Below are 16,386 nucleotides of genomic sequence, written 5' to 3'. Positions count from 1 at the left end.
TCACCCGCCGAACGCCGAGAACCGCCGGACCCCCGCGCGCCACGCGACGAGCGCGGCGGCGGCGGACGCGGCGGCGAAGGCCCACTGCACCGCGAGCTCGGTGAGCGCGCGGCCCGGGTCGAGCAGGCCGGTGATGAGCTCGACAGGGAACGCGAGGCTGTAACGGAACGGCAGGACCCGCGCGAGATCGGCGAGCCACGAGGGGAACAGCTCGATCGGGACGAGGTAGCCGGCGAGCACCATGAAGGCCGCGAGGTAGACCTCGAACACCGCGGTCGAGCTGTCGATGACGAACGCCAGCGAGCCGATCAGCGCCATGGTGAAGAAGTTGATCGCCCAGGCGCCGACGAGGGAGACGACCCAGAGCCCGAGCTCGAGGGCCGTCGGCTGGAACCGCTCGCCCGACGTCGCGACGAGCGCGATGACCGCGATGGGCAAGCAGAGCGCCGCCCGGAGCGGCAGCGCGGCGAGGTTCTCGGCGGCGTACGAGAAGAGCGGGTGGATCGGCCGGAGCAGGCGCTGCGAGAGGGCGCCGCTCTTGATGTCCATGTTCATCTCCCAGACGAGCCACGAGCCGGTCAGCTGCCGGACGATGAGGATGGCCAGGAAGTACGCGGAGAAGTCGCGCGGCCCGAAGCGGCCGACCGGCGCGCTCGCGGCCACCGCCGACCAGAGCGCGAGGCTCACGAGCGGCATCGTCGTCGTGAGCATCCAGATCAGCATCTCGGCCCGGTACGCGAGCGCGGCCGCGATCCCGACGCGGAGCAGCGTCGGGAACGCCCGGGCGGCCCGAGAGAACCCGCTCATGACGCCGCCCCGCCCGTCGAGCCGGCCGCCTCGCCTTCCGGCATGCCCTCCGGTCCCACCGAGGGCTCCACGCCCGAAAAGAGCTCGCGCATCACCTCCTCCAGGGGAGGATCCTCGACCGTGAGATCCGCGATGTCGGTGCGGCCGAGCAGCCAGGACATCGCCTCGCGCAGCTCCGCCTGCGGGACCTGCAGCACCGCGTGGCCAGGATCGAGCGAGAGGACGGCGCCCACCCGCTCGAGGAGCGCCCGGTCGACAGGGTTCTTGAAGTGCAGCGCGATCCGCTTGTGAGGCCGCATGCTGCGGACGAGCGCCGCGAGGTCGCCGTCGTAGCGCAGCCTGCCCTTGTCGATGACGATGACCCGCGGACAGAGCGCCGCCACGTCGTCCATGTAATGGGACGTGAGCACGATCGTCGCCCGCCGCCGCTCGTTGTAGCGGCGGATGAACTCGCGGACGCCGAGCTGCATGGCCACGTCGAGCCCGATCGTCGGCTCGTCGAGGAACAGGATCTCCGGCCGGTGCAGCAGGGCCGCCGCCAGCTCGCACTTCATGCGCTCGCCGAGCGAGAGCTGCCGCGTCGGCTTCGTCGCGATCTCGGCGATGCCGAGGAGGTCTTCCAGCTCACCGAGGGTCTCCTTGAAATCCGCGTCGCCGATCCCATAGATCGCTCGGTTCACCGCGAAGGTCTCGGCGGGCGGGAGGTCCCAGAGCAGCTGCTGCTTTTGCCCCATCACGAGGGTGATCCGCTTGAGGAAATCGGGCTCACGGTGCCGCGGGACGAAGCCAGCGACCTCGACCTTGCCGCCCGACGGGTGGAGGAGCCCGGAGAGCACCTTCAGCGTCGTCGTCTTCCCGGCGCCGTTCGGGCCGAGGAAGCCGACGCGCTCGCCGGGGGCGATCGAGAACGAGAGGTCCTCGACGGCGTGGACGGCCTTGGTGCGGCGCCGGAAGAGCGAGCGCACGGTGGCCGAGAAGCCGGCTGCGCGCTCGTGGACCTGGTACGTCTTGGAGAGCGACTCCACCACGATGGAGCTCGACGCCTCTGCCATGGGCGGCGGAGACTAGCACCTCCGTGCTGGAGCTCCCGCGACGGTCGGCGCTCGACCGGCCGATCCCGTGGGCTAACCTCGTGACGCGGGGGGCAACGGCCGCCGGAATTCCCCTATGCCGCAGAGCTTCAAGGACGACACGATCCACGACCTTCCGCTCGCGGCGAGCGGCGCGCGGCAAGCGGCCGACCCCGCGGACGCCGTGGCGACCGGCCCGCGGCAGGTCCTCGCAGGCCGGTACGAGCTCCTCGGGCTGGTCGGCATCGGCGGGATGGGCAGCGTGTACCGCGCCCGCGACCTGGAGCTCGAGGAGCTCGTCGCGGTCAAGGTGCTGCGCCGCGAGCTCAGCGTCGCGCCGGAGGTGACCGATCGGTTCCGGCGCGAGGTGCGGCTCTCGCGCAAGGTGACGCACCCGAACGTGGCGCGGGTCTTCGACATCGGCGAGCACGAGGGCGACCGGTTCCTGACGATGGAGTTCGTCGACGGCGAGCCGCTCGCCGCGCTGCTCGCGCGCGAGCGGCGGCTCGGCGTGAGCCGCGCGCTGGACGTCGTGGAGGGCGTCTGCGCGGGCCTCCACGCCGCGCACCGGGCCGGCGTCATCCACCGTGACCTCAAGCCGGACAACGTGCTGCTCGGGCGCGACGGGCGCATTGTCCTGACCGACTTCGGGATCGCGCGCGCGGTCGCGAGCGGCGAGGCGGGCCAGACGCTGGGCGCGGTCATGGGGACGCCGGCGTACATGGCGCCCGAGCAGGTGCAGGGTGCCGACGACGTCGACGCGCGCGCCGACATCTACGCCCTCGGGGCGATGCTCTACGAGATGCTCACGGGTGAGCGCGCGTGGCAGGGCGACGCGCCGCTCGCCGTCGCCGCGGCGCGGCTCTTCGCCGACCCGCCGGATCCGCGGCTCCGGCGCGCCGACCTGCCCGACGCGCTCGCGCGCGTGGTGCTCCGCTGCATGGCGCGCGAGCGCGACGACCGGTATGCGTCCGTCGAGAGCGTCGTGCACGACCTCGCCTCGCTCACCCGCCCGGCCACGGCGACGCCGCCGGCGTTCACGCCGCCGCAGGGGCGGACGGCGGTCTCCGGGGTGACCCCGGGGGCGAGCTCCGGGGTGGCCGAGCACGGCGGCAAGAGCGTCGTGGTCCTGCCGTTCGCGAACCAGGGACCTGCGTCGGACGCGTACCTGGCCGAGGAGCTGACGGACGATCTCGTCGACACGCTCTCGATGACGCCGGGCCTCCGGGTGAGGCCGCGCGGGGCGCTCGGGCGGCGATCGTCCTCCGAGCTCGATCCGCGCGAGATCGGGCGCGAGCTCGGGGTGCAGGTGGTCGTCGGGGGCTCGGTGCGGCGGCGCGACGGGACGGTGCGGATCAACGCGCGGCTCATCAGCGTCGCCGACGGGTTCCAGCTGTGGGCGAAGCGCTTCGATCGCCCCGAGGCGGAGGTGCTGCGGATCAACGACGAGGTGGCCGAGGCGGTCGCGGAGGCGTTGACGCTCGACGGGGCCGCGCCGAACCGCACGGCGCCGAGCGATCCCGTGGCGCTCGACCTGTTCCTGCGCGGGCGCCACGAGTACCGCAGGTTCTGGCCGGAGCACCAGGAGCGGGCGATCGCGCTGTTCGAGCAGGCGCTCTCGCGCGCGCCCGAGGATCCGATGATCCTGTCGGCCTACGCGCTCGCGCGCTGCCGCTTCTGGTTCTTCACGGACCGCGGCGGGGAGCTGGCCACGGAGGCGGCGTCGCGCGCCGTCGCCGCGGCGCCCGGGCTGCCGGACGCGCGGCTCGCGATGGCGTCGGTGCGGTTCCAGCGCCTCGACGTGGTCGGCGCGATGCGGGAGCTCAAGGCGGCGCTCGCGAGCCGCTCGGGGAACGCCGAGGCGGAGGGCCTCATCGGCCACATCCTGCTCGAGTGCGGCGCCTTCGAGGAGGGCGCGCGGCGCGCGCGGTCGGCGCTGGCGCGCGATCCCGAGGTGGTGCTGGCGGCGCAGGCGCTGGCGCGCGCGTACACGCTGCTGGGCAGGTGGTCGGACGCCGACGACGTGATCCGGGCGCATCCGACGGTGGGGAGCGGATCGGGCTACACCGTCCTGCGGATGCGCCGCGTGCTCTGGCAGCGCGACCCGGAGGTGGTCGAGAAGCTCTCCCAGAAGCGCGTGAGCGAGGCCTTCCCGGACCTCCCCACGCCGTTCGCGCAGGTGATCGACGACCTCATCGAGGGGCGGCTCTTGGACGTCCGGCCCGTGCAGGTCGAGGGGGAGCGCCCGCCCGTCACGGCGCTGCGGCGCACGTCGTTCATCCGGCAGCTCCAGGCGGAGTTCGCGGCCTTCCTCGGCCAGCGAGAGCTCGCGCTGACCGCGCTCGAGCTCTCGCTGGCCGACGGCCTGTTCGATCTGATCTGGCTCGAGCGCTGTCCGGTCCTCGCGTCCCTGCGCGACGAGCCGCGGTATGCGGCCGTCCACGCGGCGGTGCAGCGGCGGGCCTCCGCGGTGGTCGCGGTCTACCGCGAGCGCTGAGGCGCGGCGCGCTGCGAGCGCCGAGGCGCGCCGCGGCGCGCAGCTCGGCGCGCGCTCAGCTCGGCGCGCGGAAGAGCGCGAGCACGCCGGTGTAGAAAAGCGCTCAGCTCGGCGCGCGGAAGAGCGCGAGCACGCCGGTGTAGAGGGCGAGCCTCGCCTGGCCCCGGGCCCAGGGGGCGATCTCGAAGCTCGAGTGCATGCCGGCGATCGGGAGGTCGGCGAAGCGCTGGCGCAGGATGCGCGCCTCGACGTCGGGCGTCCCGTACAGGCCCTGGCCGCGCCCGGCGCAGGTCAGGTAGAGCGCGAAGCGGGGGGCCGACCCGAGCGCGCTCCGGGACACCTGCCGGGCGATCCCCTCGAGCCCGGCGCGGCCGACGGCGGCGTCGCGGACCGCGAACGCGAGGCGCGTGCCGGGCCTCGCCTCGTCGCCCAGCAGGAGCCCCCGCCGCGAGGGATCGATGCCGCGGACCGGCCGCAGCACGTAACGTGGCGCTGCCGCCTCGGCGGCGTCGCCGCGGTCGGCGCCCGGCGCGCCCGGCGGATCGAGCGGCGGGTCGGCCAGCGCGGCGAGGATGAGCTGCTGCGCGCTTGGCGGCTCGCCGAGCGTGGCGGTCGCGGCGGAGAGCAGGTCGAGCGCCGGCCGCCCGCCGGCGCGCAGCACGACGCCGCCGCTCGCGTCGTCGATGCGGTGGAAGCCGGAGAGCAGCCTGGCGGCGGTCGAGGCGTCGACGAGCGGCGGCGCGAACCCGGTGATGGCGAGGCCCGTCGCCGGGCCCTCGATGAGCTCGCCCTGCGCCGTCACGCCGATGGCGGAGCCGGAGGCCGTCCCGGCGCCGAACAGGCAAGCGCTCGGCGCGGACAGGGCGAGCGCCTCGAGCCGCTCGGGCGCGAACGCCCCGGGCCGGGCGAAGACGATGGCCGTCGCGGAGCGCTGGCCGACGGCGCGGGCGAGCGCCTCCCCCAGGAGGCGGCTCGGCTCCTCGGCCCGCTCGGGCAGCGCGAAGGGCGTGACCCGCCCGCCGGACCACAGCACGCCGCTTGCGCCGGTGTCCCCCTCGATCTCGCCGCGCTCGCTGAGCACGCCCGCGGCCGGCACGACGCAGGCCGGGACGCCGCGCCAGGCGCTACGGACGAGCTCGGCGACGCCCGAGGCGCGCTGGGCGAGCTGTCCGGAGACGAAGACGACGCCGCCCGACGGCGACGGGACTGCGCTGCGCAGGTCGGCCAGGTGCTGGAGAAGGCCATCCGGCCCACAGGTCGCGGAGAAGCTTCGTGCCATGGCTGGCTCGCCCATCCTAACCGAGCCTCCGACCACTCGACAGGCCACGCTGAAGAAGTTTATCGTGCGACAGTCGCGCCGGCGCCTCGGGGATTTCCTCACGGGACGGCGAGCGAAGGACCGGGCAAGCTCGATGAGGATCCAATCATTTGGCCGCACCGATGTCGGGCGCCACCGGCGCGCCAATGAGGATGCGTTCTTCCGGGACGATGAGCTCCGTCTCTACATCGTCGCGGACGGCATGGGCGGGCACGCGGCCGGCGAGGTCGCGAGCGCCGAGGCGGTCGAGACGATCTACGGCATGGTGAAGCGGGGCCTTCCTGCCATCGGCGATCCGAACGAGCCGCTGACGCAGCCCAAGGCGCGCGCCGTGCTGCGCATCCTCGAGGGCGCGATCCAGGCGGCGACGTACATGGTCTTCGCGATCGCCGAGCTCGATCGCGACAAGAGCGGCATGGGCACGACGATCAGCGCGGCGCTCATCGTCGGCGGCGCGCTCGTGACCGGCCAGGTGGGCGACAGCCGCATCTACCAGGTCCGCAACGGGACCGCGGTGCAGATGACCGAGGATCACACGCTGATCGCGTGGCAGATCAAGAACGGCCTCATCTCCGTCGACGAGGCCAAGAGCTCGCCTCACCGCAACGTGATCACGCGCGCGGTCGGCAACCGGGACTACGTCGAGGTCGACACCTCGATCGTCGCCGTGGAGGAGGGCGATCGATACCTGCTCTGCTCCGACGGGCTGCACGGGTATCTCCACGCCGAGGAGGAGGTCGCGAGCATCGCCTCGAAGGGCGGCGACGTGGCGGTCGACCTCTTCATCGACCTCGCGAATCGGCGCGGGGGGCGGGACAACATCACGGCGGTGCTGGTCGAGGTGGGCTGACGCGCCCGCGCGAAAGTCGGCTACGCTGCCCGGATGGCGTTGAAGGACAGACTGGTCACCGAGGGCATGAAGCTCGCCGCGAACCCGAACGTGGCGAAGCTGATGCAGGACGAGCGGTTCATGCGGCTGTTCATGACGGCGATGAGCGTGCCCGGCCGGGTCTCCTCGTTCACCGCGGAGCAGAAGGAGACGTTCGCCAAGGCGATGGGCCTCGCGACCGTCGAGGAGGTCCGCGACCTCAAGCGGACGGTGGCCTCTCTGGAGCGCGAGCTCGCGAGGCTCAGGCGCGAAGGCTGAGCCTCGCGCGCGGTTCGTAGGCGCTAGCCAAGCCCTCCCGCCGCGTTCTCCTACATCCGAACGTTTACGCAGTCGTGGTCGTGGTCGTTTACGTTGTCGTGGCCGTGGTCGTGGTCGTTCACGGCCAACCGTTGACGACCACGACCACGACCACGACCACGACCACGTAAACGTTCACGTTCACGTTGGTGACTGATGGGGGGCAGGCGGCGCGGCGCCTCGCGCGCCGCGCCCCCGCGAAGGGTCACTTCGTGTCGCCGCGCGCGTAGATGCTGGCCACGTAGTCGAGCACGTCGCGCGCCGAGACCTCGTTGTACCCGAAGTACTTGATCATCCGGGTCTTGATGATGTCGATCTTCTCCTGCGTCTCCTTGTCGATGACGCTCGACACGAGGGTCTGGAGCTTGATCGCGTCCTTCTGATCCTCGAACAGCTTGAGCTCGAGGGCGCGGCGCAGCCGGTCGTTCGTGTGCCACTCGAACTTCTTGCCGTCGACCGCGAGCGCGCCGATGTAGTTCATGATCTCGCGGCGGAAGTCGTCCTTGCGGTTCTCGGGGATGTCGATCTTCTCCTCGATCGAGCGCATCAGCCGCTCGTCGGGCTCGACGTCCTCGCGGGTGAAGCGGTCCTTCACCTTCTCCTTCAGGGTGTAGGCCTTGATCGAGTCGATGTAGTTCGCGGCGAGCTTCTGGATCGCGTCCTCGTCGGCGCTGATCGCCCGCTGCACCTCGTTCTTGACGATCTCCTCGTACTCACGCTTCACCATGCCGATGCACTCGGTGAAGCGCTTGCGCTGCTCGTCGTTCGTGATGAGCGAGTGGTGCCGGAGGCCCTTCTCGAGCTCGCTCATGACCATGAAGGGGTTGATCGTCCCCTCGCCGAGGTCGTTGACGAGCGCGTTCGAGATCTTGTCCTGCACGTAGCGGGGGCTGATGCCCTCCATGCCCTCGCGCGACGCCTCCTTGCGGAGCTCCTTCACGGTGTCCTGCGTGTAGCCGGGCAGGACCTTGCCGTCGTAGAGCTTCATCTTCTGGACGAGCGACAGGTTGTGCTTCTTCGGGTCCTCGAGCCGGGTGAGCGCGGCCCACATCGCGGCGACCTCGAGCGTGTGAGGGGCGATGTGCTTGCCGCGGATCTTCTCCTTGTTGAAGTCCTTCTCGTAGATCCGGATCTCCTCGGACACCTTCGTGATGTACGGGATATCGATCTTGATCGTGCGGTCGCGGAGGGCCTCCATGAACTCGTTGTTCAGGAGCTTCTTGTACTCGGCCTCGTTGGTGTGGCCGATGATGACCTCGTCGACGTCCGTCTGGGCGAACTTCTTCGGCTTGATCTTGTGCTCCTGCGACGCGCCGAGCAGGTCGTAGAGGAACGCGACGTCGAGCTTCAGCACCTCGATGAACTCGACGATGCCGCGGTTCGCGATGTTGAACTCGCCGTCGAAGTTGAAGGCGCGCGGGTCCGAGTCCGAGCCGTACTCCGCGATCTTGCGGTAGTTGATGTCGCCCGTGAGCTCGGTCGAGTCCTGGTTCTTCTCGTCCTTCGGCTGGAACGTGCCGATGCCGACGCGGTCCTTCTCGCTGAGCACGAGGCGGCGCACGCGCACGTGCTGCATCACCTTCGACCAGTCGCCGCCGTACTTGTCCATCAGGCGGTTGAAGATGAAGCGGCACGCGGGGTCGAGGTCGCCCTCGGTGCGGACGTGGTGCTGCGCGCTCGAGAGGCCGAGCTCGCGGAACGCGCGGTCGCGCCACGCCGGCGGGACGAGGCGCAGCGGCTCCTCGTGCATCGGGCACTTGAAGCGGGCGCTCTCCGTCCCGGCCATGCCGACGTCGTCGAGGTTCACCCAGTCGAACGTGTAGAGCGCGCCGTCGGGGGTCGTCGAGTAGTGCTCGATGCCCTTCTTGAGGAGCCGGGCGATCGTCGACTTCGACGAGCCGACCGGGCCGTGCAGCAGGATGACGCGCTTCTCCGGGCCGTACCCCTCCGAGGCCGCCCGGAGCACGTGGACGAGCCGCATCAGCGGGATGTCGAGCCCGTACACGGCGTCGGCGCCGCCGTGCATCTCGTCCTTGAAGAAGTTGTACCGGATGAGCTTCTTCTTGTTGTCCGTGTACTCCTCGATGCCGTAGCGGATGATCATGTCGTACGCCCGCTGGAACGCGTTGCGCGTCACCTGCGGGTTCTGGCGCACGATCTGGAGGTACTCTTCGAACGTGCCCTCCCACGCGAGATCGCGGTAGAGCGCGAAGTCCTGCATCGCCGCGATCTTCTCAACCATCCCTGTCCGCAACTCGCCCATTTCGCACCCTTTTTCTCCAGGGCGACCGCGGGGCGGCCTTTGCCGCCGGAGGTGCAGGGACAGATCTCGGCTCGCCGAGCTCCGCCCCCGTCTCGCGTCGCGCGCCCAGGGGGAAGAAGCCAAGCTTAACACCGATCGCGGGGAGGCAAGTCACCGCGCCCCGAGGCGCGCTCCATCATCCGGAACGGGAGCGCGCAGCGGAGCGGCCGGTCGCGCGGGTCGAGGTGTGAGGTGCGAGGGCGACCGCGGGGAGGCGACGTCAGCGAGGCACGGCCCCGCCGGAGCGCGTTCCCTGCGCGCCTCCCCAGGAGAGCCCGCCGCTCTCGACGACGCCGGGCCAGGAGTCGACGTATTCCGACGGCTCGCCGGGGGCGGAGATGTCGATCCAGAAGACGCGCCCGGCGCCGGGGCGGCGCACGTCGACATGGACGAACTTGCTGTTCGGGTAGAAGCCGCAGCCCACGTCGTCGAGCGTGCGACAGAACTGAAAGAGCGCGGTGTTCGGGACGCCCATCACGTGGATGTCCATGGCGCGCCCCTCGGCGTGCTGGCTGTGGTGCGTGCCGGACGCCGGCCTGCGCGCGGCCGGCGCGTCGCGCGTCGTCGGCGCGCGCGGCCTGTACCCGCTGAAGATGTGGATCCCGCGGCGCGGGAAGGCGTCGGCGATCTGCTGGAGCAGCCAGAGCAGGCGCGGGTGGACGAGGCGGACCTGGGGCACCCACTCGAGCGCCCGCTGCCAGGTGTCGGCGTCGGGCTCATCGGGGAGCTCTGCGCCCGGGTCCGGCGCGTCGGGCGGACGGGCCATGATCGACAGGCGATCCAGCGCGCCGGGCGCGACGGATCCGTCGCAGCGCACCAGCTCGAAGGCGTCGTGCTGGCCGCCGTACCGGGCGAACTGGACCGGACCCCTGCGGCAGCGCCAGTCGAGCGGCTGCTTCTTCGGCAGATCCCAGAGCAGATCGAAGCCGTTCGAGGAGAGGCTCGGCCCCGTGGTCGCGAGCACCGGCGGGCCGAGGATCGGATCGAGCGGGCGGAACCACGCCGGCGCGGCCGGATCGATGCGGAGGGTGCCGGGCGGATCGAAGGGGATGAAGGGAGAGCCGGCGCTCGCGAACGCCGTGGAGCCGAGGCCAGGGGAGGCGAGCGCGTGCTCGCCGAGCGCGTCCGCGGCTTCCGGCCGCGCGCCGCCCCAGGCGAGCTGCCACCACGGCTGCTCCCGCCATTTCCCGTAGGCGCTGCTCAGGTAGAGCCGGAACGGTCCAGGCCGCTCGACGGCGGCGTTGTGGAAGGCGCGGAGGAGCGGCAGCTCCGGCGCGACCGTCTCGTTCAGGTTGAAGCTCGCGCGCTTCGGCGGCTCGTCGAGCAGGCTGGCGCTGGCGCGCTGGGGGGCGGCAACGAGCAGCGCAGCGAGGCCGAGGGCTGTCGCGAGGCTGTGGACGGCGGCGCGGGACGTTGCCGGCATGGGATCGACGAGGGGCGTGAGTCGGGCGAGGAAGGTAGCTCACCCAGCGGGCGGGCGACCCTGATTTGCCACAAACCGCCAGCTCGGGGGATGAAAACACACCCTCGGGGGGTGGATCCCTGGGCGTTACCAAGCTTCGCGCCGCGTTCTCCTACATCCGAGCGTTTACGTTTACGTTTACGTTTACGTTTACGTTTACGTTTACGTTTACGTTTACGTTTACGTTTACGTTTACGTTTACGTTTACGTGGTCGTCTGAGGATCCCGCACATTTTTGATCCGTTTCGGACGCGCCAAGCGTCTGAAATATCATGGGAAATCCCGATGTACCGGAAGCGATGCCGTCGATCGTGCGCGAGTTCGAGACGGTGCAGCTGGGCGACGCGCGCCTGCATCAGCGGGTCCGGGCTGTGGTGGCGCGGCTGAGCGTGGCGCCGGGCGAGAGTTTCCCGGACTCGCTGAAGACAGAAGCCGAGCTGGAGGGCTTCTACCGGCTCCTTGGCAACAAGCGCGTGTCGTATGGTGCGCTGGTGCAAGCCCACAGCGAGCAGACCCTCGGGCGGATGGCCGGTCACGACACGGTTCGTGCGGTGCATGACACCACCGCGGTCGCCTTCGACGGCGACGGAGCACGCAAAGGGCTCGGTCCGCTCAACGGCAAGGACACCCAGGGCTTTTTGGCGCACGCGACGCTCGCCGTGGCCACCGACGCGATCAACCAGCCGCTTGGACTGCTGGGCCTTGCCTGCTGGGCCCGCAAAGCCTCCGCCCTCTCCAAGAGCCCACGCAAGAAAAACAGGACGGGCAGCGACTATGCGCGCGTGGCCGACAAGGAGTCGACGCGCTGGCTGCGGCAGGTGGAGGCGGCCGAGCAGGCCGTGGGCGACCGCACGTCGCTGCTGCACATCATGGACCGCGAGGCCGACGCCTACCCGCTTCTGTGCGCCATGGTCGAGCAGGGCCACCGCTTCGTCGTGCGCATGGCGCGGGATCGAAACGTGTCGGAACTGGCCGAGGACGAGGAAGAATCGCTCGACGACAGCGCACGGCTGCGGCTGAGCGAGGCGCTGGTCGAGCTGCCGATCCGGCTCAGTCGCGAGGTCGTGCTCACCCAACGCCGCGCCGGCCCTGTACCGGCGAGCAAACGCGCGCACCCCGAGCGCTCGGAGCGGATGGCCACGCTGGGCGTCGGCGCGCGGCGCGTGGCGCTGCGCCGTCCCTACTACCTGCCCGAGCTGGCCGAAGAGCTCGCGGTCAACGTCGTGGTTGTGCAGGAGATCGACCCGCCAGCGGGCGAAGAGCCGGTGGCGTGGGTGCTGGCCACCAACGAGCCCGTCGACACGCCCGACCAGATCGGAGCGATCGTCGACCATTATCGGGCACGGTGGCTCATCGAGGAGTTCTTCAAGGCGCTCAAGACCGGCTGCGCCCTCGAGACGCGCCAGCTCGAGAGCTTCCAGAGCCTGACGAACGCGCTGGCGCTGTTCGCCCCGATCGCGTGGCAGATGCTGCTGCTGCGCTCGCTGTCACGCCTTGAGCCCAACGCGCCTGCGGAACGAGCCCTGAACCCCACGCAGCTGAAGCTGCTGCACCAGCACCAGCCCAAGAAGTTGCCGGCTCAGGGGGCGACGGTAGTCGATGCGCTCTACGCCGTTGCCGGTCTTGGTGGACATCTGAAGCGCAACGGTCCCCCCGGCTGGCTGACGCTCGCGCGCGGAATGCAGACCTTGCTCATGCTGGAGACGGGCTGGAACGCCGCCCTTGCCAACGCAGCGAAAACTAAGGGGGAAATGTGATCAATCCTCAGACGTGGTCGTGGTCGTGGTCGTGGTCGTTCACGGCCTATCGTTGACGACCACGACCACGACCACGACCACGACCACGACCACGTTGGTGACCGATGGGCGCGTGGCGCGCGCTCAGGGGGTCGCGGAGGCGCGCGTCAGCCTGTCCCGCACGGCGTCCCACGCGGGATCCTCGGGGACGGTGGCGATGACGATCACGTCGCAGCCGGCGTCCTCGAGCCGGTGCAGCGCGGCGTAGAGCGCCGCGGCGTAGCCGGCGGGATCGCCGGGGAGGAGCTCGGCGTGCGGCCCGGTCGCGGTGCGGCTGCCGTGCTCGACGGCGCCGGCGCGCGACCCGGCCCGCGCGGCGCGATCGAGCTCGCCGCGGACGGCCTGCGGGGGGACCAGCGCCACCTGCGCACGGGGGGCGTAGTGGCGCGCGTGGGTCCCCGGGGACGGGGCGCGCTCGGCCGGGGCGGTGATCAGCCCGGCGGCCGCCTGGAGCGGCACGAGCGCGGCGATCGCCTCGGCCGTGACGTGCCCCGGGCGGAGCACCCGCGCCGGCGAGCGCGTGACGTCGACGATGGTGGACTCGATGCCGACGGCGGTCGGCCCGCCGTCGAGGATCGCGTCGATGCGTCCGCCGAGGCTCTTCTCGACGTGCTCGGCGGTGGTCGGCGAGATCTCGGTGGAGCGGTTGGCGCTCGGCGCGGCGATCGGCAGCCCGACCGCGTCGAGCAGGGCGCGCGCGACCGGGTGGACGGGGATGCGGATCGCGACCGTCGGCCCGCCGGCGGCGACCACGTCGGCGACGCGGTCGGCTCGGCGCGCGACGATCAGGGTGAGGGGCCCCGGCCACATGGCCTGCGCGAGCCGCTCCGCGTCCGGCGGCCAGCCGTCCGCGAGGGCGCGGGCGGACGCGACATCGGGGACGTGGACGATCAGCGGGTTGCCGGGCGGCCTCCCCTTCGCCTCGAAGATGCCGCGCGCCGCGCGCGCGTCGTCGGCGCGCGCGCCGAGGCCGTACACGGTCTCCGTGGGGAAGGCGACGAGCCCTCCGCGGCGGAGGATCTCGGCGGCCCGTGCGATGGATGCCGCGTCAGCGGCGAGCCGCTCGGTTCGCATGCGCCGCGGTCCATGTTGCCCGGGCGCGCGGGAGGCAAACGAAAAGCGATGGGGCGGTCACGGGGCGCTGGGCGCGCTGTGCGGGCGCCGTCGCGCTCACGGCTCGGCGGTGCGGCCGGAGGGAGCGGCTGTCGCCGCTGTCGTCGAGCCAGAGCAGCGCCGCGCGAGGTAGCCGGAGCGGCGCGATGGGAGGCGGCCAGAGCGGCGCCATCGAGCAGGGCGGGTGACGAGGAGCATGGGCGCGAGCTCGGCGCAGCCCCTTCCGCCGTTGCGGCCGCCGAGATCGAGGAGCGCGTTCGCGCAGCTGGTTCCTCCGCAGTGGTCAAGCAGAATCGTCGCGGCGCCGCGGGGTTCTGCGTGGTGGTTGCTCGCCAACCACTTGGTTGGTGAGCTCACCAACGGAGGGGTATTCCGCTCCCTGCGGACGCGCCGACACAGGAATTCGCGTCGCTGCCGGCAGCACCTCTCGGCTTGTGTGGCGAGTTCAATGGGCTACGGCTTCGCCGGTTCATCAATCTTCTCGTCGAACATGCGCTTCACTGCAGGCGGGGCATCCCGACGTACTCTGATCGACCCGTCCGACTCACGCACGAAGTTGGGCGCCAGGATGATCGTGGACTCGGGACGCCTGAATGCAGCAGGGTCCGACCGCGGTCCGGCATCTGGCCCGGCATACCATCCGATTTGTCCGTTGGGTAGCTTGCGACCGATGATGAGCCCATCACCATCGATAGGCCATTCGTCGGGCTTATAATATCCAATGGTCCCATCCGCGTGTTGGACGATCACAGCCTCAGGTAAGCTGTCCAATCGCTCGCGAACGCGCCTGAGCTCTGCGGCGATGGGCGACTCGATGTCCGACGATGGATCGGGATCAGATTGCTCAGGAGATTCGGGCGTCGGCGCCTCGTGATTCCGGGCGCCAAAGCCCATGCAGAAAGCCAATTGCGCCTTGGTCGAAGCGAGCTCGGTGCGTTCAGCGTCGCAGGCCTTGCCAGCGAGCCCGATGGCCGCAGGTGAGGATGACGCGCTCCGAGCCGCTTGGACGCTTGGTGCATCGCTTGGCACGAAGCGTCCGATAAAGGCGCCGGCGACGCCGATGGCGGCAATGAGCGCGACTGCGATGGATCGATGAATTATCATGGATGCATCTCACTGCTGCCGCTTCGCCGGCTCGTCAACCTTTCCACCGAACATCCGCTGCACCTGGGTTGGAGCACGCGCTCCGTTGATTGTAATCGTTCCATCTGCTTCACGCCCCCAGGTGATCGGCGGGATCTCCGGAGGATCGGATGGTCGAAATGCAGCAGGATCCGAACGCGGTCCGGCACTTGGTCCGGCATACCACCCGATTTCTCCGCTTTGTAACTTTCGCGCGATGACTTCTCCGTCGCCGTCGATCGGCCACTCGTCGGGTCTATAGATGCCCGTGCTTCCGTCGTTGTGCCGCACGATCACCGCCTCGGGATAGCTGTCCAAGAGCTTGCGATTCCGCCGGATCTCTGCGGTGCTTGGCATGCTTTGCGGGTCAATGGGCTCTCCCGGGTGAACTGGCTCGGCCGCCTCGGAGGTGCCGGACGGTTCGGTCTCGCGATCTCGCGTGTTGAAGATCATGCAGATGGCCAGTTGCGCCTTGATCGATTTGAGCTCGGTGCGGTCTGCATCGCAGCCATTGCCGGCGGGTACCGCGGCTGAAGGCGCGGACGATGCGCTCCGGCCCGGTGGCGCGCTCAGTGCGTCGCGCGGTACGGCGCGTCCTATGAAGGCGCCAGCTACACCGGCAATGAGCGCGACTGCGAGAAAGTTGCGAAATGTCATCATTGTCTCGCTAAAACATCGGACAGCCTGGAGGTACAGGCTGGCAAGATCCATGGTCTTGATTCGGCCATTCCTGGGGAATGATGTCGACGGAGCACGGCGTTACAAATAAACTCGGATCGGCCACAGGGCATACCTGCGTGCCCTCGGCCTCCAATTCTCTCACCCCAGCCATCACTTTAAGCTCGAATAGGATCTCTTGCTTGTCAGCGCCGACACCGCTGCACGCAGGCGTGAACGTTACCTGATTGACGCCCGAACAATATGCGGCGCAGAAGATCGGCGGATCGGTATAACAGAAAGGCAGGCCCGAATTTGGAACGGACTGCCCGCTGCTAGGAGTGCATTTCTTCGCTCCGATGGAGCAAAGGGCAAACGCAAGCACCACGATGCGCGGAACGGCTCGTTTCATGCGGTTCTCCTTTGGGACCAGGTACTCCTTCGGGGATCAAGACCTTGTCCGGTGCGCTGGCACCCAGGGGATGCGGTGTTGCGTCCGAACCTGACCCGCATGCTCTCCTGGCGAGCACCGCCATGCCGCAGAGTAGGAACTGGGTAACATAAACCACAAAGCAGAGATGAGCTGGCCCCGCGTATTCCGAGTACGCCGACGATCTTCTCACTGAAGCACGGCGTCAACGGTGATCAAGGGTACAATTTATGTCCATACGCGACCATCGATGGATCTCGGTGCAGACTCGGCGCTGGAAGAGAGCTCATGAGCGCACGCGAGACAGCGTCTGACGTCGGTCAGCACCTTGAGGGCCGTCGGCCCGAGCTCGTCCTTGCCTAGTTTCCGCGGGGGCCGCGCTGCCGTGCCGGGCGCGCCACGGAGCTCGCCGCACTCGTGACTCGGCAGCGCGGCCGAGGGAGCGCCCGTCGCCGTCGGCGTCGATGCAGAGCGGCGCCGTGGTGAGGTGGACGCGCTACTCGCTGGATCGACCGGTGCGCTACCGAGCGTCTCGACCTTTCCAGCCGCTCGGAGGCCCTCCGCGTGGTCTCGACCCATCGCCAGGCTCCTCTCGAGCCGATGGCTTGATCGGGGCCACGCCGTTT

Annotated in this window: 13 protein-coding genes; 4 read left to right on the top strand and 9 right to left on the bottom strand. The window is 69.9% G+C overall.

The window, feature by feature from the left end:
- Together WMF14_RS37475 and WMF14_RS37470 are read right to left on the bottom strand one after the other, a co-directional pair.
- Complete coding sequence (locus WMF14_RS37475; protein ID WP_437794166.1) at window positions 1-807, bottom strand: ABC transporter permease; 807 nt, start codon at window positions 805-807, stop codon at window positions 1-3.
- The gene (locus WMF14_RS37470) at window positions 804-1,859 is read right to left on the bottom strand and encodes an ABC transporter ATP-binding protein (protein WP_437794164.1); all 1,056 of its coding nucleotides are present in this window, start codon (window positions 1,857-1,859) and stop codon (window positions 804-806) included. Before WMF14_RS37470 ends, WMF14_RS37475 begins: the two co-directional genes overlap by 4 nt.
- Window positions 1,860-1,974: 115 nt before the next feature.
- Here WMF14_RS37470 and WMF14_RS37465 point away from each other — a divergent pair, with 115 nt between their 5' ends.
- Window positions 1,975-4,374 carry a serine/threonine-protein kinase gene (locus WMF14_RS37465; protein WP_272104354.1) on the top strand — a complete coding sequence of 800 codons (2,400 nt, stop codon included), beginning with the start codon at window positions 1,975-1,977 and terminating at the stop codon, window positions 4,372-4,374.
- 103 nt (window positions 4,375-4,477) lie between these two features.
- Here the strand turns inward: WMF14_RS37465 and WMF14_RS37460 are convergent, their stop codons facing one another.
- The gene (locus WMF14_RS37460) at window positions 4,478-5,653 is read right to left on the bottom strand and encodes an FIST signal transduction protein (protein ID WP_437794162.1); all 1,176 of its coding nucleotides are present in this window, start codon (window positions 5,651-5,653) and stop codon (window positions 4,478-4,480) included.
- Between the two features lie 133 nt (window positions 5,654-5,786).
- On the opposite strand from WMF14_RS37460, the gene WMF14_RS37455 reads away from it, so the two are divergent.
- Complete coding sequence (locus WMF14_RS37455) at window positions 5,787-6,542, top strand: PP2C family protein-serine/threonine phosphatase (RefSeq protein WP_272104357.1); 756 nt, start codon at window positions 5,787-5,789, stop codon at window positions 6,540-6,542.
- 33 nt (window positions 6,543-6,575) lie between these two features.
- Window positions 6,576-6,839: a hypothetical protein gene (locus tag WMF14_RS37450; protein WP_272104359.1), complete on the top strand. Its 264-nt coding sequence runs from the start codon at window positions 6,576-6,578 to the stop codon at window positions 6,837-6,839.
- Between the two features lie 244 nt (window positions 6,840-7,083).
- Here WMF14_RS37450 and WMF14_RS37445 read toward each other — a convergent pair whose 3' ends face one another.
- Together WMF14_RS37445 and WMF14_RS37440 are read right to left on the bottom strand one after the other, a co-directional pair.
- On the bottom strand, window positions 7,084-9,141 hold the full coding sequence (locus tag WMF14_RS37445) for a PrkA family serine protein kinase (protein WP_272104360.1): 2,058 nt from the start codon (window positions 9,139-9,141) through the stop codon (window positions 7,084-7,086).
- 259 nt (window positions 9,142-9,400) lie between these two features.
- Window positions 9,401-10,603 carry a YcbK family protein gene (locus WMF14_RS37440; protein ID WP_437794159.1) on the bottom strand — a complete coding sequence of 401 codons (1,203 nt, stop codon included), beginning with the start codon at window positions 10,601-10,603 and terminating at the stop codon, window positions 9,401-9,403.
- Window positions 10,604-10,914: 311 nt separating this feature from the next.
- Here WMF14_RS37440 and WMF14_RS37435 point away from each other — a divergent pair, with 311 nt between their 5' ends.
- Window positions 10,915-12,399: an IS4 family transposase gene (locus WMF14_RS37435; protein WP_437792250.1), complete on the top strand. Its 1,485-nt coding sequence runs from the start codon at window positions 10,915-10,917 to the stop codon at window positions 12,397-12,399.
- 123 nt (window positions 12,400-12,522) lie between these two features.
- On the opposite strand, the gene WMF14_RS37430 is transcribed toward WMF14_RS37435, so the two are convergent.
- The 4 genes from WMF14_RS37430 to WMF14_RS37415 all read right to left on the bottom strand — a co-directional run bounded on the left by WMF14_RS37430 (window position 12,523) and on the right by WMF14_RS37415 (window position 15,742).
- The gene (locus tag WMF14_RS37430) at window positions 12,523-13,512 is read right to left on the bottom strand and encodes an L-threonylcarbamoyladenylate synthase (protein WP_437794156.1); all 990 of its coding nucleotides are present in this window, start codon (window positions 13,510-13,512) and stop codon (window positions 12,523-12,525) included.
- Between the two features lie 492 nt (window positions 13,513-14,004).
- Window positions 14,005-14,655 carry a hypothetical protein gene (locus WMF14_RS37425; RefSeq protein WP_437794154.1) on the bottom strand — a complete coding sequence of 217 codons (651 nt, stop codon included), beginning with the start codon at window positions 14,653-14,655 and terminating at the stop codon, window positions 14,005-14,007.
- 9 nt (window positions 14,656-14,664) lie between these two features.
- A complete protein-coding gene (locus WMF14_RS37420) occupies window positions 14,665-15,333 on the bottom strand; it encodes a hypothetical protein (protein ID WP_437794151.1) in 669 nt (222 codons plus the stop codon).
- Between the two features lie 7 nt (window positions 15,334-15,340).
- Window positions 15,341-15,742: a hypothetical protein gene (locus tag WMF14_RS37415; protein ID WP_437794149.1), complete on the bottom strand. Its 402-nt coding sequence runs from the start codon at window positions 15,740-15,742 to the stop codon at window positions 15,341-15,343.
- Window positions 15,743-16,386: the final 644 nt, after the last annotated feature.

It is taken from the genome of Sorangium sp. So ce693 (assembly GCF_051521375.1).
Lineage (GTDB): Bacteria > Myxococcota_A > Polyangia > Polyangiales > Polyangiaceae > Sorangium > Sorangium atrum.
This window is presented reverse-complemented; position numbering and strand designations above follow the sequence as displayed.